The 24812-nt window shown below is 75.4% G+C and carries 22 protein-coding genes and 1 tRNA gene; 5 read left to right on the forward strand and 18 right to left on the reverse strand.

The genetic code is table 11. The annotated features are described in order from the left end of the window. Positions 1 to 6: 6 nt before the first annotated feature. The 10 genes from ACI79E_RS01585 to dacB form a co-directional block, all read right to left on the reverse strand. Positions 7 to 516: a DUF3180 domain-containing protein gene (locus ACI79E_RS01585; protein ID WP_456930789.1), complete on the reverse strand. Its 510-nt coding sequence runs from the start codon at positions 514 to 516 to the stop codon at positions 7 to 9. Further along, the gene (gene folK, locus ACI79E_RS01590) at positions 513 to 1019 is read right to left on the reverse strand and encodes a 2-amino-4-hydroxy-6-hydroxymethyldihydropteridine diphosphokinase (RefSeq protein WP_456930790.1); all 507 of its coding nucleotides are present in this window, start codon (positions 1017 to 1019) and stop codon (positions 513 to 515) included. Before folK ends, ACI79E_RS01585 begins: the two co-directional genes overlap by 4 nt. Then, a complete protein-coding gene (gene folB, locus ACI79E_RS01595) occupies positions 1016 to 1381 on the reverse strand; it encodes a dihydroneopterin aldolase (RefSeq protein ID WP_456930791.1) in 366 nt (121 codons plus the stop codon). The genes folK and folB overlap by 4 nt, the downstream gene beginning before the upstream one ends. Beyond that, complete coding sequence (gene folP, locus ACI79E_RS01600) at positions 1374 to 2234, reverse strand: dihydropteroate synthase (RefSeq protein ID WP_456930792.1); 861 nt, start codon at positions 2232 to 2234, stop codon at positions 1374 to 1376. The genes folB and folP overlap by 8 nt, the downstream gene beginning before the upstream one ends. Beyond that, positions 2231 to 2854 (reverse strand): GTP cyclohydrolase I FolE, encoded by a 624-nt coding sequence (folE, locus tag ACI79E_RS01605; protein ID WP_456930793.1) that lies wholly within the window; start codon positions 2852 to 2854, stop codon positions 2231 to 2233. The genes folP and folE overlap by 4 nt, the downstream gene beginning before the upstream one ends. Further along, positions 2851 to 4842, reverse strand: a complete 1992-nt coding sequence (ftsH, locus tag ACI79E_RS01610; RefSeq protein ID WP_456930794.1) for an ATP-dependent zinc metalloprotease FtsH — start codon at positions 4840 to 4842, stop codon at positions 2851 to 2853. Before ftsH ends, folE begins: the two co-directional genes overlap by 4 nt. Before the next feature lie 386 nt (positions 4843 to 5228). Next, the gene (gene hpt, locus ACI79E_RS01615) at positions 5229 to 5813 is read right to left on the reverse strand and encodes a hypoxanthine phosphoribosyltransferase (RefSeq protein WP_456930795.1); all 585 of its coding nucleotides are present in this window, start codon (positions 5811 to 5813) and stop codon (positions 5229 to 5231) included. A 26-nt stretch (positions 5814 to 5839) separates the two neighbouring features. Continuing rightward, complete coding sequence (gene tilS / locus ACI79E_RS01620) at positions 5840 to 6838, reverse strand: tRNA lysidine(34) synthetase TilS (protein WP_456930796.1); 999 nt, start codon at positions 6836 to 6838, stop codon at positions 5840 to 5842. A gap of 5 nt (positions 6839 to 6843) precedes the next feature. After that, positions 6844 to 7929 carry a zinc-dependent metalloprotease gene (locus ACI79E_RS01625; RefSeq protein WP_456930797.1) on the reverse strand — a complete coding sequence of 362 codons (1086 nt, stop codon included), beginning with the start codon at positions 7927 to 7929 and terminating at the stop codon, positions 6844 to 6846. 100 nt (positions 7930 to 8029) lie between these two features. After that, positions 8030 to 9454: a D-alanyl-D-alanine carboxypeptidase/D-alanyl-D-alanine endopeptidase gene (gene dacB / locus ACI79E_RS01630; RefSeq protein ID WP_456930798.1), complete on the reverse strand. Its 1425-nt coding sequence runs from the start codon at positions 9452 to 9454 to the stop codon at positions 8030 to 8032. 55 nt (positions 9455 to 9509) lie between these two features. On the opposite strand from dacB, the gene ACI79E_RS01635 reads away from it, so the two are divergent. Further along, the gene (locus ACI79E_RS01635) at positions 9510 to 10001 is read left to right on the forward strand and encodes an inorganic diphosphatase (RefSeq protein WP_456930799.1); all 492 of its coding nucleotides are present in this window, start codon (positions 9510 to 9512) and stop codon (positions 9999 to 10001) included. 165 nt (positions 10002 to 10166) lie between these two features. On the opposite strand, the gene ACI79E_RS01640 is transcribed toward ACI79E_RS01635, so the two are convergent. The 3 genes from ACI79E_RS01640 to tmk form a co-directional block, all read right to left on the reverse strand. After that, positions 10167 to 10239 (reverse strand) — tRNA-Thr (locus tag ACI79E_RS01640). 59 nt (positions 10240 to 10298) lie between these two features. Next, positions 10299 to 11459: a DNA polymerase III subunit delta' gene (locus ACI79E_RS01645; protein ID WP_456930800.1), complete on the reverse strand. Its 1161-nt coding sequence runs from the start codon at positions 11457 to 11459 to the stop codon at positions 10299 to 10301. Continuing rightward, positions 11456 to 12136, reverse strand: coding sequence for a dTMP kinase (gene tmk / locus ACI79E_RS01650; protein ID WP_456930801.1), 681 nt, complete (start codon positions 12134 to 12136; stop codon positions 11456 to 11458). The genes ACI79E_RS01645 and tmk overlap by 4 nt, the downstream gene beginning before the upstream one ends. A 102-nt stretch (positions 12137 to 12238) precedes the next feature. Between tmk and ACI79E_RS01655 the strand changes: the two genes are divergently transcribed. The 3 genes from ACI79E_RS01655 (at position 12239) to ACI79E_RS01665 (ending at position 13874) form a co-directional block, all read left to right on the forward strand. Then, positions 12239 to 13030, forward strand: a complete 792-nt coding sequence (locus tag ACI79E_RS01655; RefSeq protein ID WP_456930802.1) for a trans-aconitate 2-methyltransferase — start codon at positions 12239 to 12241, stop codon at positions 13028 to 13030. Positions 13031 to 13116: 86 nt separating this feature from the next. Continuing rightward, complete coding sequence (locus ACI79E_RS01660; protein ID WP_456930803.1) at positions 13117 to 13545, forward strand: hypothetical protein; 429 nt, start codon at positions 13117 to 13119, stop codon at positions 13543 to 13545. Further along, on the forward strand, positions 13542 to 13874 hold the full coding sequence (locus ACI79E_RS01665; RefSeq protein WP_456930804.1) for a winged helix-turn-helix domain-containing protein: 333 nt from the start codon (positions 13542 to 13544) through the stop codon (positions 13872 to 13874). Before ACI79E_RS01660 ends, ACI79E_RS01665 begins: the two co-directional genes overlap by 4 nt. Here ACI79E_RS01665 and ACI79E_RS01670 read toward each other — a convergent pair. From ACI79E_RS01670 to ACI79E_RS01690, 5 genes are all read right to left on the reverse strand, one after another. Continuing rightward, positions 13853 to 14617, reverse strand: coding sequence for a class I SAM-dependent methyltransferase (locus tag ACI79E_RS01670; protein WP_456930805.1), 765 nt, complete (start codon positions 14615 to 14617; stop codon positions 13853 to 13855). The genes ACI79E_RS01665 and ACI79E_RS01670 overlap by 22 nt on opposite strands. Before the next feature lie 8 nt (positions 14618 to 14625). Beyond that, positions 14626 to 17535 (reverse strand): type I DNA topoisomerase, encoded by a 2910-nt coding sequence (topA, locus tag ACI79E_RS01675; protein ID WP_456930806.1) that lies wholly within the window; start codon positions 17533 to 17535, stop codon positions 14626 to 14628. Between the two features lie 194 nt (positions 17536 to 17729). Further along, positions 17730 to 19241, reverse strand: coding sequence for an alpha/beta hydrolase (locus ACI79E_RS01680; RefSeq protein ID WP_456930807.1), 1512 nt, complete (start codon positions 19239 to 19241; stop codon positions 17730 to 17732). Continuing rightward, on the reverse strand, positions 19238 to 19555 hold the full coding sequence (locus tag ACI79E_RS01685) for a hypothetical protein (RefSeq protein ID WP_456930808.1): 318 nt from the start codon (positions 19553 to 19555) through the stop codon (positions 19238 to 19240). The genes ACI79E_RS01680 and ACI79E_RS01685 overlap by 4 nt, the downstream gene beginning before the upstream one ends. 168 nt (positions 19556 to 19723) lie before the next feature. Then, complete coding sequence (locus tag ACI79E_RS01690; protein ID WP_456930809.1) at positions 19724 to 21985, reverse strand: sodium-translocating pyrophosphatase; 2262 nt, start codon at positions 21983 to 21985, stop codon at positions 19724 to 19726. A gap of 195 nt (positions 21986 to 22180) precedes the next feature. Here ACI79E_RS01690 and ACI79E_RS01695 point away from each other — a divergent pair, with 195 nt between their 5' ends. Next, positions 22181 to 24769: a DEAD/DEAH box helicase gene (locus ACI79E_RS01695; RefSeq protein ID WP_456930810.1), complete on the forward strand. Its 2589-nt coding sequence runs from the start codon at positions 22181 to 22183 to the stop codon at positions 24767 to 24769. Positions 24770 to 24812 lie beyond the last annotated feature (43 nt).

Raw genomic sequence — 24812 nt, forward strand, 5'->3', positions numbered from 1 at the left:
GACCGGTCAGCCGCGCGCTGCCGCGGGGGGTTCGTCGTCCGCGCTCGACGGCGGGACGCGGCAGACAGACTCCAGCCACAGCGCGGCGCCGACCAGGGCCGCCGCGCACGCCACGCCCACCACGCCGGCGACGGTGTCCCCCGCCGCCGCCTCGAGCCGCGACACCGCCGGCCCCACGTGCGCGAGCACGCCCAGCCAGATCCCGACGAACGCCGCCCCGACGTAGGCGCTGGCCTGGGCCAGTACCGCGGCACGGGCCACGAGCATCGGCTCCACCGGCCGCACGGGGGCGGCCGAGCCGCGCTCGGCCGGCGGACGGTGGTCGCGCTGGGCGGCCAGCCGGGCCCGCAGCGTGCGGGCACCGAGCAGCTCGGCCACGGCGAGGACGGCCAGCGGCACCGCCAGCCACCAGCGCAGCGCGGGCAGCGAGCCGTAGGCCGCCCGCACCACCAGCCAGGTCGCGACGGCCAGGCCGGCGGCGAGCACGGCGAGGTCCCGCCGGGACACCGGCTTCACCGGAGGTGGTCCCAGCGGACGACGGCCGCGACGTCCTCGGGCGGCAGGGCGGCCAGCAGGTCGGCGACGCGCCCGTGGCCCGGCACCTCCGCGGTGGGGTCCAGGCTCAGCCACGGCACGAGGACGAACGCCCGCTCGTGCGCCCGCGGGTGCGGCAGCGTGAGCGCGGGGTCGTCGGAGAGCACCGGCCGCCCGTCGTCGTCGGCGACCGTGACGACGTCGACGTCGAGGGTCCGCGCGCCCCAGCGGACCTCCCGCGTCCGCCCGGCCGCCTGCTCCAGCTCGTGGGCGCGGGCCAGCCACCCGGCGGCGTCCCGGTGGCCCCGCACCACGACCACCGCGTTGAGGTACGGGGGCTGCTCGACCGGCCCCCACGGCGGCGTCTCGTACAGCGTGGAGCGGGCGACGAGCACGCCGTCGTCCGCCAGCGCGGTGATGGCGCCGCGCAGCGCGCCGGCGCGGTCGCCGAGGTTGGCGCCCAGGGACAGGACGGCGCGGCTCATGCCCGCTTCTCGCGGCGGATGCTCACGGCGACGTCGTCGAAGGGCACGCCGAGGTCCGCCTCGGGCTTGTGCACGGTGATCTCGACCGCGTCGACGAGCGCGGACGCGAGGCACACGTCGGCCAGCCGCTGGGCGAGGGTCTCCAGCAGGTCCACCGGCTCCCCGGTGAGGACGGCGTGCAGCCGCTGGGCCAGCTCGGCGTAGTTGACCGTCTTCTCGAGGTCGTCACCGGCCGCGGCGGGCGCGGTGTCCAGCTCCAGGACGGCGTCGACGCGGAAGGTCTGGCCCTGCTCGCGCTCCCAGTCGTAGACGCCGTGGTGGGCGTGCGCGGTGATGCCGCGGACGGCGATGGTGTCAGGCACGGGTGCTCCCCTCGCGACGGGCGGCCTGGACGGCGGCGACGGTGCGGACGGCGTCGGCGGAGGCGGCCGCGTCGTGCACCCGCACCCCCCAGGCGCCGGCCTCCGCCGCGAGCACGGTGGTGGCCAGGGTGGCGGCGTCCCGCTGCTCGGCGGGACGGACGGCGCCCTCGGCGTCGGCCAGCAGCCGGCCGAGGAAGGTCTTCCGGGAGGCGCCGACGAGCACCGGCAGCCCGAGGCCGACGATGCGGTCGAGGCCGGCCAGCAGCCGCCAGTTGTGCTCGGCCCGCTTGGCGAAGCCCAGCCCGGGGTCGAGGACCAGCTGCTCGGGGGCGACGCCGGCGGCGACGACGTCCTCCACGCGGGCGGTGAGCTCCGCGCAGACCTCGGTGACGACGTCCCCGTAGCGGGCCGCGGCGTACATCTCCCGGCTGTGCCCGCGCCAGTGCATGAGCACCCAGGGGACGCCGGCGTCGGCCACCAGCCGCGCCATGCCGGTGTCGGCCAGCCCGCCGCTGACGTCGTTGACCAGGGCGGCGCCGGCACCCAGCGCGGCCTCGGCGACCTCGGCGCGGGTGGTGTCGACGCTGACCCGCACCCCGGCGTCGGTCAGCTCGCGGATCACCGGGAGCACCCGCCGGCACTCCTCGTCGGCGTCCACCCGGTCGGCGCCGGGGCGGGTGGACTCGCCGCCGACGTCGACGTAGTCGGCGCCGGCGGCGTGCATGGCCAGTCCGTGCGCGATCGCCGTCGGCGCGTCGGCGAAGCACCCGCCGTCGGAGAACGAGTCGGGTGTGACGTTGAGGACCCCCATGACCACGCAGTGGCCGGGGCGCGGCAGGTCGAGCGGGGTCACCGGCCCAGCACGAGGCTCATCGCCTCGCTGCGGGTCGCCGGGTTGTCGCGGAAGATGCCGCGGACGGCGGAGGTCACCGTCGTGGAGCCGGGCTTGCGGATGCCGCGCATCGCCATGCACAGGTGCTCGGCCTCGATGACGACCAGCACGCCGCGCGGCTTGAGCACGTCGGCCAGCGCGTCGGCGATCTGGCTGGTCATGCGTTCCTGCACCTGGGGGCGGCGGGCGTAGACCTCCACCAGCCGGGCCAGCTTCGACAGGCCGGTGACCTTGCCGTCCTCGCCCGGGATGTACCCGATGTGCGCGACGCCGTGGAAGGGCACCAGGTGGTGCTCGCAGGTCGAGTACATCGGGATGTCCTTGACCAGGACCATCTCGTCGTGGTCCTCGTCGAAGGTGGTCGCGAGGACGTCCGCCGGGTCCTGCCACAGCCCGGCGAAGGTCTCCGCGTAGGCGCGGGCGACCCGGCCCGGGGTGTCCCGGAGGCCGGGCCGGTCCGGGTCCTCCCCGACCGCGATCAGCAGCTCACGGACGGCGGCCGCGGCTCGCTCCTGGTCCACGCCCGCGCCGGGCGGGCGCTCCAGCAGCAGGTCGTCCGGCTCCGCGGGGACCTCGCTCACCGCTGCACCGGTGCGCCGACGTCACCGACCGCCGTGGACCCGCCGGCGACCCGGCCGTTGCCGTTCTGCGCCGCCCGCTCGGCGGGGGTGAGCACCGGCGGCTGGTCCGAGGGCGTCCGCTTGCCGAAGCCGTTGTACGGCGCCAGCGAGGGCCGCTTGGTGACCGGCGCGCAGATGCGGGCCATGTCCTCCTTGGAGAGGGTCTCCTTGTCCATGAGCTCCAGCACGAGCTGGTCCAGGACGCCCCGGTACTCGACCAGGATCTCCCAGGCCTCGTCGTGGGCCGCCTCGATCAGCGCGCGGATCTCGGCGTCGATGTCGGCGGCGACGGCGTCGGAGTAGTCCGGGCGGGTGTGCATGTCCCGGCCGAGGAACGGCTCGGACTCGTTGCTGCCGTACTTCACCGCGCCCAGCTTGGCGCTCATGCCGTACTGGGTGACCATCGCGCGGGCCAGCGAGGTGGCCTTCTCGATGTCGTTGCCCGCGCCGGTGGTCGGCTCGTGGAAGACCAGCTCCTCGGCGGCCCGGCCGCCCAGGGCGTAGGCGAGGGTGTCGATCATCTCCGACCGGGTCTGGGTGTACTTGTCCTCGGTCGGCAGCACCAGCGTGTGCCCGAGGGAGCGGCCGCGCGGCAGGATCGTCACCTTGTGCACCGGGTCCAGGTTGGGCAGTGCGTGCGCCACCAGGGCGTGCCCGCCCTCGTGGTAGGCGGTGACCTTCTTCTCCTTCTCGCTCATCGCCCGCGTCTTGCGCTCGGGGCCGGCGATGACGCGGTCGATCGCCTCCTCGAGGGTGTCGTCGGTGATCACCGTGCCGTTGTTGCGGGCGGTGAGCAGCGCGCCCTCGTTGAGCACGTTGGCGAGGTCGGCGCCGGTGAAGCCGGGCGTGCGGCGGGCGACGGTCTCGAGGTCGACGTCCGGCGCGAGGGGCTTGCCCTTGGCGTGGACGGAGAGGATCGCCTTGCGACCCTCCAGGTCGGGCCGGTCGACGGCGATCTGCCGGTCGAAGCGGCCCGGGCGCAGCAGCGCGGGGTCGAGGATGTCCGGCCGGTTCGTGGCGGCGATCATGATGACGCCGCCCTTGACGTCGAAGCCGTCCATCTCGACGAGCATCTGGTTGAGCGTCTGCTCGCGCTCGTCGTGGCCGCCGCCCATGCCGGCGCCGCGGTGCCGGCCGACGGCGTCGATCTCGTCGACGAAGATGATCGCTGGCGCGTTCTGCTTGGCCTGCTCGAACAGGTCGCGCACGCGGCTGGCACCGACACCGACGAACATCTCGACGAAGTCCGAGCCGGAGATGGAGAAGAACGGCACCCCGGCCTCGCCGGCGACGGCGCGGGCGAGCAGGGTCTTGCCGGTGCCGGGCGGGCCGAACAGCAGCACGCCCTTGGGGATCTTCGCGCCCACGGCCTGGAACTTGACCGGGTTGGCCAGGAAGTCCTTGATCTCGTGCAGTTCCTCGATCGCCTCGTCGGCGCCGGCGACGTCGGCGAACGTCGTCTTCGGGGTGTCCTTGCTGACCACCTTGGCCTTGGACTTGCCGAAGGCCATGACGCCGCGGCCGCCGCCCTGCATGGAGTTGAACAGCCAGAACAGCAGCAGGAGGAGGATCACGAACGGCAGGAAGCTGATCAGGATGCTGACCAGCACGTTGTCCTGCGTGACGTTGGTGTTGAAGTCGACGCCGTCCCCGTCGCCGTTGAGGCCGGAGACCAGGTCGAAGATGTCGTCCGACGCGCCGATCGGGTAGGACGCGGTGATCTTGTCGCTGCCGTCGACCGCGGTGTTGAGGTCGAGGTCGAGCGTCTGTTCCTTGTCGTTGATCGTGACCGACTCGACGTTGCCGCCGGTGATCTGCTGCAAGGCGGTCGCGGTGCTGACCTCCTGGTAGCCACCGTTGCCGCGGAACAGGGAGGAGAACGCCAACGCCAGGAGGACGACGAGGACGACCCAGAACCACACGGAGCGGAAGATCTTCTTACGTTCCATACACCGATGCCGGGCGGCCGGGGGTCCGGCCTGACCCGTCCACCCTCCTGATCGTCCGCGGGGACGCTACGGCGACCCGGGCGGGCACCCCGGCGCTCGTGCAGCGTCGTTGGGATCGACGGTACACCGGGCACCCTGGACGACAGCTGTGCGCGAGCCGCGAACCGGCTGCACGTCCCCCGCCCGGATGAGCCCGTCAGACGCGCAGGCGAAGCGTCCGATCAGCGCCGTCCGTCGGTCACGGTCGCGAGCGAGCCGGGGACGGTACCCGCCGCGGGTGGACCGGTCGCGGGGGTCCGGAGGACCTCCCGACCGGGACACGGGCAGCGGCTCTGCTCAGGCCGGGGACGGTACCTGGCCGCGGTGCGGTACGGAGGACCGCGGTGTCACTGGTAGACCTCCGGGCGGAGCGTGGCGATGTAGGGCAGGTCGCGGTAGCGCTCGGCGTAGTCCAGGCCGTAGCCGACGACGAACTCGTTGGGGATGTCGAAGCCGATGTACCGGACCGGCACCTCGACCTTCACCGCGTCGGGCTTGCGCAGCAGGGCGCACACCTCGAGGGACGCCGGCCGGCGGGCGCCGAGGTTCTTCAGCAGCCAGGTGAGGGTGAGCCCGGAGTCGATGATGTCCTCGATCACCAGGACGTGCTTGTCGCTGATGTCGCGGTCGAGGTCCTTGAGGATGCGCACGACCCCGGAGGAGCTGGTGGCCGAGCCGTAGGACGACACGGCCATGAACTCCATCTGGGTGGGCAGCTGCAGCGCCCGGGCGAAGTCGCTCATGAAGAGCACCGCACCCTTGAGGACGCCGACGAGCAGGACCTCCTTGCCGGCGTAGTCCCCGGCGATCCGGGCGGCCAGCTCGGCGATCTTCGCCTGGATCTGCTCCTCGCTGAGGAGCACGTGGTCGATGTCGGGGCCGTAGCCGTGGTGGTTGCCCAGCTCTGCGGTGCCGCTGGCCTGCTCACTCACGTGTCGCGCTCCTCAGCTGGTGCGGATCAGGAGCCCCGCGCATCCGGGGGCAGGACCACGAGCCTGCCAGACGCCCGGACCACCCCCGCACCACCGGGTAGGTGGACCCGCCCCTGCCCGCGCCAGCGGGTCAGCAACGCGTCGACGGCCGCGAGGTGCACCGCCTGCAGGTCGGGCACGCCCGCGCCGCGCAGCCAGCCCCGCAGCACCCGGCGCCGGAGCGCGGCTGGCAGCGCGGCGAGGTCGCGGGCCGGGAGGGGGTGGGCGGGGCGCGCCTCGGCCCCGGCCAGCCGGCACAGCTCGGCGGCGGCCAGGTCGTCGAGGGCGTCGAGGTCCTCCCGCAGCATCTCCCCGGTGCGGGCGAGGGCGGGGGCGACGCCGCTGCCGAGGACCTCCTCCAGCAGCGGCAGCACCTCGGTGCGCAGCCGCACGCGCGTGTAGGCCGGGTCGGCGTTCCACGGGTCGTCCCACACCGGCAGGTCCTGGTCGGCACAGGCGGCGCGGGTGGTCTCCCGGCGCACGCCGAGCAGCGGCCGCCACCAGGTGCCCGCCCGGTCGCGGCGCTCGGGCACCATGCCGGCCACCGACCGCGGCCCCGAGCCGCGGCCGAGCCCCAGCAGCACCGTCTCGGCCTGGTCGTCGAGGGTGTGACCGAGGGCGACGCGGGCTCCGCTGGGCGCCGCGGCCGCCGCGAGCGCGGCGTACCGGGCGGCGCGGGCGGCACCCTCGGGGCCGCCGTCGGCACCGACGCGCACCGGGACGACGGAGACCGGGTCCAGGCCCAGCCCGCGCAGCAGGGCGGCGGTGGCCCCGGCGCGGGCGGCCGACCCGGGCTGCAGCCCGTGGTCGACGGTCACCGCGCCGGCGGGGACGCCGGCCCGCGGCGCCTCGAACGCCACGGCCGCGGCGAGGGCGAGGCTGTCCGCTCCCCCGCTGACGGCGACCAGCACGGGGGCCGTCGACGCCGTCAGGCCGGGACGCACCGCGCTGCGGACGCGGGCGACCGCCGGGGAGGGACCGCCCACCGTCCTCAGGCGGGGATGGCCGGGCGGCCGTGCACGCGCTCCACCCAGCGCGCCGGGTCGGTGAGCTCCTCGATGCGGGGCAGCGTCTCCGGCCCCGACCAGACGCGGTTGAACCCCTCCATGCCGACGAGGTCGACCACGCCGCCGACGAAGTGCCGCCCGTCGGCGTACTGCTTCATCTTCTGCTCGAGCCCGAGCAGCCGGCGCAGCACGCGGTCCAGCGGGCCGCGGCCCTTGCGGCGCTGCGCGAACCGCTTGCGCAGGGTCTTCACCGAGGGGACGACGTCGGGGCCGACGCCGTCCATCACGTACTCGGCGTGCCCCTCGACCAGGCTCATCACCGCGGTCACCCGGTCGAGGACGGCGCGCTGCGCGGGGTCCTGGATCAGCGCCATCAGCCCGCTGTCGTCGCCGCCGTCCCCACCGCGGACGGCGTCGCCGATGCTGCGCAGGACGTCGCGCAGCCGGTCGCGCAGGACGTCGGCGTCGAGGTCGGTGGCCGCAACGAACTCCGCGACCTGTGCCTCCAGGTGGTCGCGCAGCCACGGGAAGGCGGTGAACTGCAGCTGGTGGGTGACCTCGTGCAGGCACACCCACAGCCGGAAGTCGCTCGGGTCCACACCCAGGCGACGCTCGGCGTCGACGATGTTGGGGGCGACCAGCAGCAGCCGGCCGCCGGTGCCGAACACCTCGTACTGGCCCAGCACGCGGGAGGACAGGAACGCGAGGATGCCGCCGGCCTGCACGCCCGTGGCCCGCGAGCCGATCGCGGCGGCCAGCGGACCGGGGCGGGACTCCTGCCGGGCGATGAGCGCCTCGACGAGGGGGTCCATCAGCGCGGCCATGCCGGCGGCGTTGGCGTCGACCCAGCCGGGGCGGTCGACGACGGCGACCTCGGGCACCGGGCCCGAGGGGAGGGCCTGCAGGCCGGTCAGCCGCTCGACGTGGGCCACGGCCGTGGCGGCGGCCTCGTGCAGCTCGCGGACGACGGCGGCGGCCTCCTCCCGCGTCGTCTCCGGGCCCGGGCCGACCAGGCGGCGGGCGGTGCGTCCGGCGAGCTCCCAGTCGACCATCGAGGCGGCGCTGCTCATCGCCTCACCGTACGCGGAAAGAGGACCACCCTTCCCCCCACGCCTCGCACGCTCGGCGCGGGTCCCTGGAGGGTGGCCGTTCCAGCGCGTGACCGCCGGTTCAGCGGCAGCCGCAGCCGGCCAGCGCGGTGGCGACGTCGTCCAGGGTGTCCTCGGCCGCCTGGCCGTCGGCCGGCGCGCCGTCGGCGACGACGGCGAAGGTCAGCAGCCGGCCGTCGACGGTGACCACGGTGCCGGCCAGCGCGTGCACACCGAGCAGCGTGCCGGTCTTGGCACGCACCGTGCCCGGAGCGGTCCGGGGGTCCTCGTCGCCGCGGTCGGCGAGGGTGCCGTCGTAGCCGGCGACGGCCAGCCCCGACAGCACCGCCGTGGCCCCGGGGACGGTGCCGTCGGCCACACCGGTGAGCAGGTCGGTGAGCAGGTCGGCGGGGACCCGGTCGTCCTGGGAGAGTCCGCTGCCGTCGGAGAGGGCCACCCCGGTCACGTCGAGGCCGGCGTCGGCCAGGGCCGAGCCCACCGCGTCCGCGGAGCCCTCGAAGGTGGCCGGCAGGTCGCGGGCGAGGGCGACGTGGCGGGCCAGGGTCTCGGCGAGCAGGTTGTCGGACTGGGAGAGGGCCTGCTCCACGAGCCGGGCCACCGGCGCCGAGCGCACCGTGCCGAGCGTCTCGGCCCCCTCCGGTGCGACGTCCAGCGCGACGGTGGCGTCGGGCACGCCGAGGGCGTCGGCCAGCGCCGCCCCGGCGTCGAGGCCCGGCTGCCCGCTGCGCGGGGACTCCCCGGGGCGCACGCGGGCGCCGTCCACCGCGACGGCGGTGACGGGGGCGGCGTAGGTGGAGGGGGCGTCCCCGGGCCCCCAGCCGGGGGCGGTGAGCGGACCGGTGAACAGCGAGGCGTCGACGACGACGCGGGTCACCTGCGTGCCCGCGGGCAGGGCGGCGCGGACCTGCGCGGCGAGGTCGGCCACGGTCGGTGCGCCGGGATAGGTGAGCGACGGCGCGGTGGTCGACAGCGTCGGGTCGCCGCCACCGACGAGGACCACCTCGCCCGGGGCCCGTCCCGCCACGACCGTCGTCTCGAGGGTGGTCTCCGGGCCCAGGGTGGTCAGCGCCGCGACGGCGGTGAGCAGCTTCGCCGTCGACGCGGGGACCGACGGGGTGTCGGCGTCCCGGTCCAGCAGCACCTCGCCGGTCGCGACGTCGACCACGGACGCCGAGACACCGGCGCCGAGGGCCGGTGCTGCCAGCAGCGGCTCCAGGTCGGCGGCCAGGACGTCGGCGGCCGGGGCGGGCGCCTCGGCGGCCAGCGCGGCGAGGACCGGCGCGGCGGCCTCGACGTCGGGCAGGCGGGCCTCGGCGACGCCCGGGTCGCCCGCCGTCCCGCCGTCCCCGGACCGCGGGGCGACGAGGAACCACACGCCGCCGCCGACGACGAGCAGCACCACGACGAGTCCGAGGAGGAGCCGGCGGCGCAACCGTGAGTACTTCGGCGTGACGGTCGCCGGCCCGCTCGACGCGATGGTGCCCACCCCCTGGAACGACCTCCGGCAGTCGCCCGGGGCCCGGTGGGCCACACTACGACCCGTGCAGTTCGACGTGACGATCGAGATCCCGAAGGGCCAGCGGAACAAGTACGAGCTGGACCACGCCACCGGACGCATCCGCTTGGACCGGATGCTCTTCACCTCCACCCGCTATCCCGCGGACTACGGCTACATCGAGAACACCCTCGGCATGGACGACGACCCGCTCGACGCCCTGGTGCTGCTCGACGAGCCGACGTTCCCCGGGTGCCTCATCACCTGCCGGGCCATCGGCATGTTCCGGATGACCGATGAGAAGGGCGGGGACGACAAGGTCCTCTGCGTGCCGGCCACCGACCCGCGCATGGCCCACCTCACCGACATCCACGACGTGTCGGAGTTCGACCGGCTGGAGATCCAGCACTTCTTCGAGACCTACAAGGACCTCGAGCCCGGCAAGTCGGTCGAGGGCGCCGAGTGGGTCGGCCGCGCGGAGGCCGAGGCGGAGATCAACGCCTCACTCGAGCGCGCCCAGGAGAACGGCCACCACTGACCCCACCCGCTACCGCTGGCCCCTCTCCGAGCGGCCGCCGAGCGCACGACGGACGCCGACGGCGGTGCACCCCCCAGCGGGTGCACCGCCGTCGGCGTTCCCGGGCCGTGTCCCGGAACGACGCAGCGCCGCCGCCCCGAGGGGCGACGGCGCTGGTCACGTGCGAGCCGCCTGTCGGAATCGAACCGACGACCTTCTCATTACGAGTGAGATGCTCTACCGACTGAGCTAAGGCGGCGGGCGTGCGGCGAACAGCTTACGTGACGGTCACGCTGCCGCCGCGCAGGGGCCGGTGTGTCAGCCGGGCAGCCGCAGCGCCACGGTGAGCGCCTCCACCGCGATCTGCGGCTTCACGTTCTGCTCCAGCGCCACCCGGCAGGCCAGGACGGCGTCGATGCGGCGCACCGCGCCCTCCGCGCCGATCCGCCGCGCCAGCTCCTCGGCGTCGGCCCGGCGGTCGGGGTGGTTCAGGGGCAGCGGCTCGGCCGTCGCGGCGTCGAGGACCAGGGCGTCGCGGTAGAGCCCGGCCAGGTCGACCAGGGCCCGGTCGAGGGAGTCCCGGCCGATCCGGGTGGCCCGGGACTTCTGCCGCTTCTCCAGCTCCTTGAGCTGGCCGGCACTGCCCCGGCTGGCCGCGACCACGCCGGGCCCGCGGGCGCCCACGCCCAGGCTGGCCTTGAGGGCCTCGGTCTCCGCACCGTTGAGGGCCTCGGTCGCCGCGTCGGTCTCCTCCTGCGCCGCCCCGACGAGGTCGTCGGCGGCGTTGAGGCAGGCGGCGAGGGAGACCAGCGACAGCGGGATGTCGAGCACGGCCTTGCGGGCCAGCCGCGCGTCCTCGTCCCGGGCCAGCCGCCGGGCCCGCCCGACGTGCCCTCCCGCCGCGGCCGCCGACCACGCGGCGAGCGCGGGGTCCACACCGTCGCGACGGACCAGCACGTCGGCGATGGCGTCGACCGACGGCGTGCGCAGGCTGACCACGCGGCAGCGCGAGCGGATGGTCACCGGCACGTCGTCGGGGTGCAGGCTCGGGGCGCAGAGCACCACCACGGTCCGCGGCGGCGGCTCCTCGATCATCTTCAGCACCGCGTTGGCCGCGGCCTCGCTCATCCGGTCGGCGTCCTCGACGATGATCACCTGCCAGCGGCCCTGCGACGGGGCCCGGCCGGCCACCCGCACCAGCTCGCGGGCCTCCGTGACGCCGATCGACAGCCCGTCGGGCACGATCAGGTTCACGTCGGCGTGGGTGCCGGCGAGCACCGTGCGGCAGTCGTGGCAGGTGCCGTCGCCGCCGTCCCGGCACTGCAGCGCGGCGGCGAACGCGCGGGCGGCCACCGACCGCCCGGAGCCGGGCGGGCCGGTGAACAGCCAGGCGTGGGTCATCGCCGCGGGTTCGGCGACCGCGCCGCGCAGCTCCGCGACGGCCGCGGGCTGGCCGACCACCTCGTCCCAGACGGTCACGCGCCCTCCCCCAGCAGCGCGCCCACCCGGGCCCGGACGTCGGCGGCGAGCTCGTCCACGCCGCGGGTGGCGTCGAGGACGAGGTAGCGACCCGGGGCGGCCGCGGCGAGGGCCAGGAACGTCGCCCGGACCCGCTCGTGGAAGTCCAGCGACTCCGACTCCAGCCGGTCGGCCACCGCACGCCCGCGGGCCCGGGCCAGCCCCACCTCCGGCGGCAGGTCCAGCAGCACCGTGAGGTGGGGACGCAGGCCGCCGGTCGCCCAGCGCGAGATGGCCGCGACGTCGTCGAGCGGGATGGTGCGCCCGGCGCCCTGGTAGGCCAGCGAGCTGTCGACGAACCGGTCGGTGACGACGACCTCGCCGGCCTCGAGCGCCGGGTGGAGGACGGCGGCGGCGTGCTGGGCCCGGTCGGCGGCGTACAGCAGCGCCTCCGCGCGGGGCGAGAGACCGGTGTGGGCACGGTCGAGGACGATCGCCCGGATCGCGGCGCCGGCCGGCGTCCCGCCCGGCTCGAACGTGGCCCGCGCCCGCCGCCCCCCGGCCGTCAGCCACTCGCACAGCAGCCGGACCTGGGTGGACTTGCCCGCCCCCTCGCCGCCCTCGAAGGCGACGAACAGGCCGGGCGCCGCGGCGCCGTCGGCCGCGACGGGCAGGACGAGCGGGCCGTCGTCGGACACGGGGATCGCGGGCTCCCGGGCGTGGGTGGGGCGGGTGGACCGGGCGCCACGGTACCGGCCGGCACCGACCGTTCCGCGCCGCCGCGACCTAGGGTCCCGACCGTGACGAGCACCGGCGCGTGGGACCCGGCCGGCTACCTCCGCTTCGCCGACGAGCGGGCACGGCCGTTCGCCGACCTGGTGGGCCGCATCGGCGCCCGGGACCCGCGGGTCGTCGTCGACCTGGGCTGCGGCGAGGGCGCGCTGACCGCCTCCCTGGCCGCGCGGTGGCCCGGCGCGCGGGTGACGGGGGTGGACTCCTCCCCCGAGATGCTCGCCGCCGCGGGCACCCACGCCGTCCCGGGGCGCCTGACCTTCAGCCGGGGCGACGTGCGCGACTGGCGCCCCGGCGGCCCGGTCGACGTCCTCGTGACCAACGCCGTCCTGCACTGGGTGCCCGGGCACGCGGACCTGCTGCGCCGGTGGGCGGGGCACCTGGCGCCCGGCGGGTGGCTGGCGCTGCAGGTGCCGGGCAACGGGCGGGCCCCGACGCACGCCCTGCTGGCCGACCTGTGCCGCTCGCCCCGCTGGGCCGCCTCGCTGGCTGCCGCCGCCCCGGCGCCGGACGCGGTGCTCGACCCCGCCGGCTACCACGACGTCCTCTCCGGCGCCGGGCTGGCCGTGGACGCGTGGGAGACGACCTACCTGCACGTCCTGACCGGGGCGGACCCGGTGCTCGGCTGGGTGCGCAGCACGGTGCTGCGACCGGTGCTCGCCCTGCTCGAGGAGGGCGACGCCGCCGAGTTCGAGACGGAGTACGCCGCCGCGCTGCGGGCCGCCTACCCGCGTCGGGACGACGGCACGACGCTGTTGCCCTTCCGGCGGGTGTTCGCCGTCGGCTCCCGGCCGGGCTGACCCGGCTGCTCGCGACGGCAAGTACTTGACGGTTGGGAAAGTAGTTGCCAGAGTCGCGCCCACCCCGCCGGTAGAGAGGGAAGCCGATGACCGCTCCCACGCCCCAGTCCGCCGCCGCACTGCTCGCCGAGGCCGACGCGGCCGACGCCCGGGTCCGGCGCGAGGCCGGCCCCGCCGCGTCGGGGTTCCTCGCCACGCTGGGGTGCGCGAGTGCCGGGTTCTTCCTGGCCCAGCCGGTCGCCGACGGCGACCGCGGTGTGCTGGCGGCCGCGGTGGTCTTCGTGCTGGCCGTGCTCGGTGCGGTGCTGGCGCTCCTGGCCGGCCGGCGCTCGACCCGCCACGGGTTCGCCCGCCGGTTCGGTCTGGCGATGGGTGCCTGGGCGGTGGTCTTCGCCGTCGGGCTCGCCGTGGGGCTGGAGTCGGGCCTGGCCCGCAGCTGGGTCCTCTGGGCGCCGCTGGCGGTCCTCGTCGCGGTCCCGTGCCTGGTGGGCGCCTGGCGCGAGCTGCCGCGGTGAGCGCCGAGCACCCGCGCCACCTCCTCGACGAGCTCATCCACGCACCGGTGCGCTTCTCGGTGATGGCGACCCTGGCCTCGGCCGAGGAGGCGGAGTTCGGGTTCGTCCGGGACGGCGTCCAGGTCAGCGACTCGCTGCTGTCGAAGACGGTGAGCGCCCTGGAGAGGGCCGGCTACGTCGAGGTGCGCAAGGGCTACGTGGGCAAGCGGCCGCGCACCTGGCTGCGGCTGAGCCGGCGCGGCCGGGAGGCGTTCGGCGCGCACGTCGCCGCGCTGCGGGCCATCGCCGACGGCGCGGTCGCCCCGGATCAGCCGGGGACGAGCCGGTAGGCGTCGGTCCGGTAGGGCAGCTCGACCAGCTCACGCCCCCGGGTGTCGGGGTGGGTGGCGAGCACCTCCCGGACCTCGGCGAGGAACGCCTCGCGCCGCGCCTGGTCCATGGTGGCGACGTAGCTGCGGGTGGCGATGCCCGCGACCACCTGCTCCGGGGTGATCCGCTGGACGACGGCCGAGCGGAACCGGTCGACCCGCGCGCCCAGCTCGCGGGCGAAGTCGTCGACGACGCGCTGGTCGGCCTCGTGGTCGCGGGACTCCGCGACCAGCACCCGGCCCAGCGCACCGACCCACGGCACCTGCTCGTCGCGGGTGTTCCACACCAGCCCGACGACGCCGCCGGGACGCAGCAGCCGGCGCATCTCCGCGGCCGCCGTGGCCGGCTGGAACCAGTGCGCGGCCTGACCGGCGACGACGGCGTCGACGGCGGCGTCCGGGAGGGGGACGGCCTCGGCACCGCCGGCGACGGCCACCACGCCGGGGTGGCGGGTGCGCAGCTCGGCCAGCATCCCCTCGGCGGGGTCGACGGCGACCACCTCGTGCCCGAGGGCCAGGAGGACGCCGGTGAGCAGTCCGGTGCCGGCACCGAGGTCGAGGACGCGCCGGGGCCGCTCCCCCACGAGGAAGGTCACGGCGTCGGCCGGGTAGCTCGGCCGCAGCTGCGCGTACCCCGCTGCCACCGAGCCGAACGACCGGCGCCGCTCCTGCCAGACGGCCGGGTCGAGGTCCCCGGTCGGCACCGCGGACCTCAGCCGGCGGGGACGGCGTCGGTGCCGGCGGCGGCCTTCTTCGTCGCGGCCTTCTTCGCCGTCGTCTTCTTGGCGGTGGCCTTGGCGGCCGTCGCCTTGGTCGCGGTCGGCTTGGTCGCGGTCGCCTTGGCCGTGGTCTTCTTGGCCGCCGCCTTCTTCCGGGTCGCCTTCTTCGTCGTCGGCCGCGCCCGCCGGTCGGCGAGCAGCTCGGCGGCGCGCTCGAGGGTGATGCTCTCGACGTCGTCGCCCTTGCGCAGGCTGGCGTTGGTCTCGCCGTCGGTGACGTAGGGACCGAACCGGCCCTCGCGGACGGTGATCGCGCCCTCGGTGACCGGGTCGGGGCCGAGCTCCTTCAGGGGCGCGGCCGCGGCCCGGCGTCCGCGCTGCTTGGGCTGGGCGAAGATCGCGAGGGCCTCGTCGAGGGTGACGGTGAACAGCCGTTCCTCGTTCTCCAGCGACCGGCTGTCACTGCCCTTCTTCAGGTAGGGCCCGTAGCGGCCGTTGAGCGCCTGGATCTCCTCGCCGTCGGGCGCGGCACCGACCGTGCGCGGCAGGGTGAGCAGCTTGAGCGCGTCGTCGAGGGTGACCGTCTCCGGGGACATCGACGACAACAGGCTCGCCGTCCGGGGGGCGTCCTTGCTGCCCTCGGGGACGACCGTGGTGACATAGGGGCCGTACCGGCCGGCCTTCACCACGACCGGCAGGCCCGATTCGGGGTCGGTGCCCAGCTCCCGGTCGCCGGAGGGCGCGGCGAGCAACTCCTCGACCTTGGCCTGGGTGAGCTCGTCGGGCGCGAGGTCCTCCGGGAGGCTGACCCGCGGGCCCTCCTCCCCGCCGACCTGCAGGTAGGGGCCGTAGCGGCCGACCCGGACCACGACCGGCTCGCCGCCGGGGCCGGTGGCCCGCAGCGGGATCGAGTTGATGCCGCGGGCGTCGATCTCCTCCAGCCGCTGGCCGATGACCTGCTTGAGGCCGCCGGCCTGCGCGATCGCCCCGGCGTGCCGACCCTCCCCGCCGAAGTAGAACTCGGTGAGCCAGTCCACGCGGCGCAGGTCGCCGGCGGCGATCTCGTCGAGCTCCTCCTCCAGGCTGGCGGTGAAGTCGTAGTCGACCAGCTGGGCGAAGTGCTGCTCGAGCAGGTTCACCACCGCGAAGGCCACGAAGGTGGGGACCAGCGCGGCGCCCTTCTTCCAGACGTACCCGCGGTCCTGGATGGTCTGCAGGATCGAGACGTAGGTCGACGGCCGGCCGATGCCGAGCTCCTCCAGCCGGGCGGTGAGGCTGGGCTCGGTGTAGCGGGACGGCGGCGTCGTCGTGTGGCCCTTGGCCTCCAGCGCCTGGGTGTCGAGCTGCTGACCGCGCTCCAGCCGGGGCAGCCGGCGCTCGGCGTCGTCGCTGCCCTGGTCGTCGTCGCCCGCGTGGCCCTCGTCGCGCGACTCGACGTAGGCGCGGAGGAACCCGGGGAAGGTGATGGTGCGGCCGCTGGCGGTGAACTCGACGGCCTCGTCGGTGCTGCTGCGCCCGGCCAGCCGGATGCTCACGGTCTGCCCGACGGCGTCGGCCATCTGCGAGGCGATCGTGCGCTGCCAGATGAGCTCGTAGAGGCGGAACTCGTCGCGGGCCAGCTGGCCGGCGAGCTGCCCGGGGGTGCGGAAGTTGTCGCCGGCGGGGCGGATCGCCTCGTGGGCCTCCTGGGCGCCCTTGGCCTTCTTCGCGTAGCGGCGCGCCTCCGCGGGGACGAACGCGTCGCCGTAGAGCTGCCGCGCCTGGGTCCGGGCGGCGTTGATCGCCTCGTTGGAGAGGTTGGTCGAGTCGGTCCGCATGTAGGTGATGTGGCCGTTCTCGTACAGCCGCTGGGCCACCCGCATGACCTGCGCGGAGGACCAGCCGAGCTTGCGCCCGGCCTCCATCTGCAGGGTGGAGGTGGTGAAGGGGGCGTAGGGACGGCGCCGGTAGGGCTTCTCGTCGACCCGGCTGACGGTGACCTGGCGGCCCTCCAGGCGGGCGGCCAGCCCGCGGGCGCCGGCCTCGTCGAGGTGCACGACGTCGCCGGTCACCCGGCCGGTCGCGGGGTCGAAGTCGCGGCCGGTGGCCACGCGGCTGTCGTCGACGCTGACCAGCTTCGCCCGCAGGGTCGTCGGCTCACCCTCGTCCGCGCCGGCCCGCTGACCGGTGACCGCGAAGGTGCCCTCGAGGGACCAGTAGTCGGCGGCGTGGAAGGCCATCCGCTCGCGCTCGCGCTCGACCACGATGCGGGTCGCCACCGACTGCACCCGGCCGGCCGAGAGCTTCGGCAGGACCTTCTTCCACAGCACGGGGCTGACCTCGTAGCCGTAGAGCCGGTCGAGGATGCGACGGGTCTCCTGCGCGTCGACCAGCGCGGTGTCGAGCTCGCGCGGGTTGGCCACGGCGCGGGCGATCGCCTCGGGGGTGATCTCGTGGAACACCATCCGGCGCACCGGCACGCGGGGCTTGAGGGTGTCGACCAGGTGCCAGGCGATGGCCTCGCCCTCGCGGTCCTCATCGGTGGCGAGGTAGACCTCGCTGGCGTCCTTGACCAGCTGCTTGAGCCGGCCGACCTGCTGCTTGCGGTCGGGGCTGACCACGTAGAGCGGCTCGAACCCGTTGTCGACGTCCACCCCGAGCCGGGCCCACGAGGCGCCCTTGTGCTCGGCCGGCACGTCGGCGGCGTTGCGGGGCAGGTCACGGATGTGCCCGACGCTCGCCTCGACGACGTAGCCGCTGCCCAGGTAGCCGGCGATCTTCCCGGCCTTGGTCGGGGACTCCACGATGACCAACGGCCGCCCACCGCCGGCGGCCGCGGTGCGGCGGCGGGCAGGGGTGCTGGTGCCGCCGGCGGTCCGGCCGGCGGTCTCGGTGCCGTTGTTCGCGGTCTTCGTGGGGGCCACGGTGCTCCTGTCGGTGCTGCTCGGTGCAGGCGCCGTCCATCCGGCGCCGGACGACGCGGTTGCTGCGCGTACGCCCTCGGCGACGCCACGGTAGGCCACGACCCCGACGAGAGGGTGCGGGGCGACCCACCGTGGGCGCGCCGTCACCCGCTCCAATGGACGACGGTCGCCCCGTGTTCCCGCCGCCCAGCGGCTCACCCCGGCTCCTGCGCCGCCACGAGCACCTCGCCGATCGCGGCGCGGGTCGGGAAGTACTCGTCGTAGTACTCGGTGTGCATCATCACCGGGCCCGTGGGCAGCTCGACGGCTCCGAAGGAGTCCGACCAGGTCGGGTGCGAGCCGTGCCAGTCGGTCCAGGTGATCGGGTCGGCGGGTGACGACGCCTCGTAGACCTCGTCGGCCTCCAGGCCCGAGGCGTCGTTGTCCATGCCGGGGCTCCCGTTCAGGACGACCGCGTCCGCGGCCAGCCGCCCCGGCTCCTCGGCCGCGGCGTCCACCACCGTCGTCCCGTAGCTGTGCGCGCTGACGACCACCCGCGCGGGGTCGGCGACCCGCGATGCCGCGACGCCGTCGAGGAACCGGTCGAGCGAGTGCCCGCCCTCCCGGCTCGCCGCGCGGCCCAGGGCGCCGGTGGCCACCGGTGGCCGGTAGCCGAACCAGGCCACCGTCGCCACGGCGAGCCCTGGCGCGACCGCGTGGGCGGCGCCGGCGAGCGCGTCGGCACCGTCGGCCAACTCGTCGAGGTCGTCCTCCACGCTGTTGCGCATCCCGGGGATGGTGACGAGGACGGAGTCGGCGGTGTCCACGTCGCCCGAGGCGAGGGCCACCAGCTCCTGCGCCGGGAGGAACTGCAGGAGCTGCACCGTCTCGCCGGCCGCCTCCCGGTCGGCGATCTCCGCGGCGACCGCCGCGGCCACGTCGTGGCCGCGCGCCGACGGGTCACCCAGCACCCGGCCGAGCACCAGCCGGTTGGCGCGGTCGCGGGCCCAGGCGGGGAGGCCCTCGCCGTTCCCGATCCGTTCCGGGTGGCCGTGGACCACGCTGGTCCGCGCGGCCACGGACAGGGCCGTCCACCAGTCGGCGACCGCTCCGGGCCCGGCGGCGCGCGGAGGCGGCAGGACCGGCGCGGGCGACGTGCCGGCGGCGACCAGCGCCGACAGGTCGTCGAGGGACACGGGCGCGAGGGAGCCACCGATCCCCAGCCGGCTGAGTGCCGCGACCGCCTCGGCTGCGGCGAGGTCCGCCCGACGCGCCGCCTCCACGGCGTCGATCCCGAGGGCCTCGGCCCTCAGCGCCGCCGCCGTCCGCCCGGTGTCACCGGCGGTGAGGGGATCCACCGGCACCGGCCCGACCATCCTCCCGGTGCCGTCCAGGGTCACCGGGACGGCCGAGGCCATGGCCAGCGCCTCCTCGGCCAGCTGCTGCGCGGTCGCGGCGTGGACGAGCAGCCGCTCGGCGTGCCCGAGCGACTCGGTGAGCGCCGCGGCCGTCGCGGTGGCGACGGTCGAGACCTCGATGAGGGCGGCACCGGCCGAGTGCGCCGCGGGCCCGTACCAGCACCCGGTGTCGGCGAGCGACCGCCCGACGGCCTCCATGCGGGCCCGCCAGGGAGGCAGCCGCTCGGCCACCGCGGTGAGGGTGAGCACGGCGCCCCGGAGCAACGGCACGTCCCAGGCGGCGACCTCGGTCAGGGCACCGGCGCTCACCGGGTGGCCGTGTCCTGGCGGCGGGCCAGCAGCCGGTCGGCGAGGACGGCGTCGGTCCGGCGGTAGGAGTCGACCGCCGCGTGCAGCGTCTCGGCGAGGACGCCGGTCTGCTGGGCGACCAGGTCCAGCAGTGCACTCCACCCAGAGCCGGCGGTGCCCGCCTGCTCGCCGGCGTCCCCGGGGACCGCGGCGCCCAGGGACACGGCGGTCGAGCGGCACAGCCGCGCGTCCTCACCCAGCTCGGCAGCGAGCACGCCCAGCTCTGCGGCCAGGGCGTCGATGGCGTCGAACTGGGCGGCGATGGTCACGGACACGGGGCCTCCGGGCGGTCGGGCCGTCCCGCGGTGGGATCGGCGCGACCGGACGCTAGGGCCGGCGTCCGGCCGACCGCGGCGCCCCGTCCACAGCACCCGCCGGTGTCCACAGACCGCCCCGGGACCCTCCGGCCGGCGCGAGCCGGGCCGGAGGATCCCGGCGTGCGGTCAGGGAGCGGAGACGGTGAGCGAGCCGGCGGGGGTGGTGGCCGCCCCGCCGACGACGACCGACCGGCGCTTGGACACCACGACCGCGCCGATGATGATGGCGGTCGCGACGAGGGCGATGGCCACCCGGAGCGTCGTGTTCTGGTCCTCCCCCACCGACATGCCGACCACGGCCGGCGCGATGAGCAGCGCCACCAGGTTCATGACCTTGATCAGCGGGTTGATGGCCGGCCCGGCGGTGTCCTTGAACGGGTCGCCGACCGTGTCGCCGATGACCGTCGCGGCGTGGGCCTCGCTGCCCTTCCCGCCGTAGGCGCCGTCCTCCACCATCTTCTTCGCGTTGTCCCAGGCGCCGCCGGAGTTGGCGAGGAACACCGCCATGAGGGTGCCGGCCGCGATCGCGCCCACCAGGTACGCCGCCAGCGGCCCGAAGCCCAGGCCGAAGCCCACCGCCACCGGCGCCAGCACGGCCAGCAGCCCGGGGGTCGCCAGCTCGCGGAGGCTGTCCTTGGTGCAGATGTCGACGACGCGGCTGTAGTCCGGCCGCTCGGTGAAGTCCATGATCCCGGGCCGGGTGCGGAACTGCTCCCGCACCTCGAAGACCACGCGTCCGGCCGCCCGCGACACGGCGCTGATCGCCAGACCGGAGAAGAAGAACACCACGGCGGCGCCGAGCACCGCGCCCACCACGTTGTTCGGGTTCACCAGGCTGAAGGCGTCGCCGAGGGTGTCGCCGGCCTCCTCCAGCGCCACGCCGATCTGCGCGTTGTAGGAGCCGAACAGCGCCGTGGCGGCGAGCACCGCCGTGGCGATCGCGATGCCCTTGGTGATGGCCTTGGTGGTGTTCCCGACCGCGTCGAGGTCGGTCAGCACCCGGGCGCCGTCCTCGTCGATGTCACCCGACATCTCGGCGATGCCCTGCGCGTTGTCGCTGACCGGGCCGAAGGTGTCCATCGACACGATGACGCCGGCGGTGGTCAGCAGGCCGCAGCCGGCCAGCGCGACGGCGTAGAGGGCGGCGCCGCCACCGATGAGGAACGCGCCGTAGACCGCGCCGCCGATCAGCAGCGCGGCGTAGACGGCCGACTCCAGGCCGAGGGAGATGCCGGAGAGGATCACCGTCGCCGGGCCGGTCAGCGAGCTGCGCCCGACGTCCTTCACCGGCTTGCGACTGGTCTCGGTGAAGTAGCCGGTCAGCAGCTGGATGGCGGCGGCGAGCACGATGCCCACGAGCACCGACACGAAGCCCAGGACCTGCGGGCTGATCACGCTGTCGGGCACGTCGGCGACGCTGGGCAACACGGTGAACGAGGCGGCGGCGACCAGCACGAGCGAGACGACCGCGGAGGTGAAGAAGCCGCGGTTGATCGGGGCGAGGCCGTTCGCGTCGCTCTTGCCCGGGTTGCTGGCGAGGATGCCGACGACGGAGGCGACCACCCCGATGGCGGCGACGGTCAGCGGGAAGACCATGCCGACGGCGCCGAAGAAGACCTGACCGAGGATCAGCGCCGCGACCAGCGTGACCGCGTAGGACTCGAAGAGGTCGGCGGCCATGCCCGCGCAGTCGCCGACGTTGTCGCCCACGTTGTCGGCGATGGTGGCGGCGTTGCGGGGGTCGTCCTCGGGGATGCCGGCCTCGACCTTGCCGACGAGGTCGGCGCCGACGTCGGCGGCCTTGGTGAAGATGCCGCCCCCGACGCGCATGAACATCGCCAGCAGCGCGCCGCCGAAGCCGAAGCCCTCGAGGACCACGGGGGCGGTCTCGTCGAAGAGCAGCAGTGCGAGGGCCGCGCCGAAGAGCCCGAGGCCGACGGTGATCATCCCGCAGACGCCGCCGGTCCGGTACGCGATGCGGAAGGCCGGCCGGTAGCCGCCGGTGCGCGCCGCCGCGGCGACCCGGACGTTGCCGCGGGTGGCCAGGGTCATGCCGATGAACCCGACCATCGCGGAGAAGAGCGCGCCGACGAGGAAGAACAGGGCCCGGCCGAGCCGGGTGCCCCAGCCGCCCTCGTGGACGGGCAGGACGAGCAGGACCAGGAAGACGATGACGGCGAAGACGGCGAGGGTGCGGAACTGTCTGCGCAGGTACGCCGCGGCACCCTCCTGCACCGCCTTCGCGATGTCGCGCATCGTCGCCGTGCCCTGGTCGGCCGCCATGACGGCGCGGACGAGGTAGGCGGCGAAGGCGAGGGCGGCGATCGAGATGGCGAGGACGATCGTCACGAGGACGACGTCCCCCCCGGAGAGTGCGCTGTCCGGCATGTGTTTCCTCCAAGCGGTCGGCTGCCCCCGGGGCCACCTGCGCTCCGGTCGGCGGAGGTCCTGTCCAGTCCGGGCGGGGCTCCGCACGTCCTGGGCGCCGCGTGAGTGTAAGGGAGATCACATGCCGTATCAGGAACTCGACGGCCCGCTGCCGCGGAGGGGGACGGGGTTGCCCCCAGGTGTGACAGTGGAGGGGTGACCGAGCTCCACCCGGTCCGGTCGGCTCCCCCTCCCGGCACGGACCCCGGTCCCGAGGGCGGAGCGCTCCCCGGCGCAGACCTGCTGGCCGCGCTCCTCGCCGGGACGCCGGAGGAGGAGCAACCGGTCACCCACGTCCACCGTGTGCCGGTGCGCCGGAGCTCCACGCAGCCGTGGCCGGAGTGGGTGGGCGCGCAGCTCAGGGAGCGGCTGGAGGCACAGGGCGTCCGGGCTCCCTACCGGCACCAGGAAGAGGCGGCGCAGCTGGCGCACGACGGCCGGCACGTGGTCGTGGCCACCGGCACGGCCTCGGGCAAGTCCCTGGCCTACCAACTGCCGGCGCTGACCCGGCTGGCCGAGGACCCGCGCGCCTGCGTCCTGTACCTGGCACCCACCAAGGCACTGGCCCGCGACCAGCTCTCCTCCGTGGCGGCGCTCGCCGACCCCTCCGTGCGCCCGGCCGCCTACGACGGGGACACCCCCATGGAGGAACGGGAGTGGGTCCGGCGGCACTCGCGCTGGATCGTCACCAACCCGGACATGCTCCACCGCGGGGTGCTGCCGGCCCACCAGAGGTGGTCGAGCACCCTGCGCCGGCTGGCCTACGTGGTGGTCGACGAGTGCCACTCCTACCGCGGCGTCTTCGGCTCCCACGTCGGGCACGTCCTGCGCCGCCTGCGCCGGATCTGCCGGCGCTACGGCGCCGAGCCGGTGTTCCTGCTCGCCTCGGCGACCGTGGCCGAGCCGGCCGCGGCCGCGAGCCGGCTGGTCGGCGCCCCGGTGGCTGCCGTGACCGAGGACGGCTCACCCCGGCCGGGCGCCACCTTCGCCCTGTGGGAGCCCCCGCTCACCGAGCGCACCGGCGAGCACGGTGCCCCGCTGCGCCGGTCGGCGGCCGCCGACGCCGCCACCCTGCTGGCCGACCTGGTGGAGCGGAACGCCCGCACCCTGACGTTCGTGCGGTCCCGCCGCAGCGCGGAGTCGGTCGCCGACCAGGCCCGCCACATCCTCCGGGACCGCGGCCGCGGGGACCTCGCGCGCCGCGTGGACTCCTACCGGGGCGGCTACCTGCCGGAGGAGCGGCGGGAGCTGGAGCGGGCGCTGTCCAGCGGGGAGCTGCTGGGCGTGGCGACGACCAACGCCCTGGAGCTGGGCATCGACATCGCCGGGCTCGACGCGGTCGTCCTGGCCGGGTACCCGGGCACCCTCGCCTCGCTGTGGCAGCAGGCCGGCCGGGCGGGGCGGGCGCAGCGTGAGTCGCTGGTGGTCTTCGTCGCCCGCGACGACCCGCTCGACCACTACCTGGCCCACCACCCGCGCGCGGTGTTCGGCAGGCCCGTGGAGGCGACGGTCACCGACCCGACCAACCCGTACGTGCTCGGACCCCAGCTGTGCTGCGCGGCCGCGGAGCTGCCGCTGGTCCCCGCCGACCTCGCGGACTTCGGCGGGCCCGCCGCGGAGGCGCGGGTCGAGGAGCTGGTCGCCGAGGGCCTGCTCCGACGCCGTCCCACCGGCTGGTACTGGGCCGGCCGTGGCCGGCCCGACGTCGACATCCGGGGCAGCGGCCTCGAGCCGGTCACGATCATCGAGGGGGCGACCGGCCGGCTGCTGGGCACCGTCGACGGGGACGCGGCACACGCGACGGTGCACGCCGGCGCCCTGTACGTCCACCGCGGGGAGACCTACGTCGTCGACGAGTTCAGCGTCGACGAAGCCATCGCCGTCGTGCACGCGGAGAGCCCGGAGTGGACGACCGTCGCCCGGGACGTCACAGACCTGTCGATCGTCTCCACCGACCGCTCGCGTCGGCTGCGCACGGTCACCGCGCACACCGGGGTGGTCGACGTGACCAACCAGGTGGTCGCCTACCAGCGCCGCCGGCTGGGGACCGGTGAGGTGCTGGCGGAGTTCCCGCTCGACCTGCCCGCCCGCCAGCTGCGCACCCGGGCCGTCTGGCTCACCCTCGACGACCGGGCCGTCGCGCGGGCCGAGGTGGACGACGTCGGCCTGCCCGGGTCGTTGCACGCCGCCGAGCACGCCGCCATCGGGATCCTCCCGCTCCTGGCCACCTGTGACCGCTGGGACCTCGGCGGCGTCTCCACCGCGCTGCACCCGGACACCGGCGCGGCCACGATCGTCGTCTACGACGGCCATCCCGGCGGTGCGGGCTTCGCCGAACGCGGCTTCGCCGTGCTGCGGCGCTGGCTGCAGGCCACCCGCGCCACCGTCGCCAGCTGCGAGTGCGAGAGCGGGTGCCCCTCCTGCGTCCAGTCGCCCAAGTGCGGCAACGGCAACGACCCGCTGGACAAGGACGGCGCGGTGCGCGTGCTCGACGTCGTCCTCGACGAGCTGGCCGCCGCCGAGGCGCGGGACGAGCAGCCCGTGACCGGCGGGGTCCCGGCCGACCCCGCGAGCCCCGCGGCCGTGGAGGACGCGGAGGACGAGGAGGCACCGGCGCCGCCCGCTGCGGCGGCCTCGACGCCTCCAGAACCGGCACCCCGGGAGCCGGTCGCCGCGGCGCCGCGGCGCGACCAGCGCGCGCGGGACGAGCCCCCGGCGGCCGCAGCGGACGACCTGGTCTTCTGACGGGCCATCGACCGGGACCGCGACGTCCCCGACCCCAGGGGCC

The organism is Geodermatophilus sp. SYSU D00079 (genome assembly GCF_054050635.1).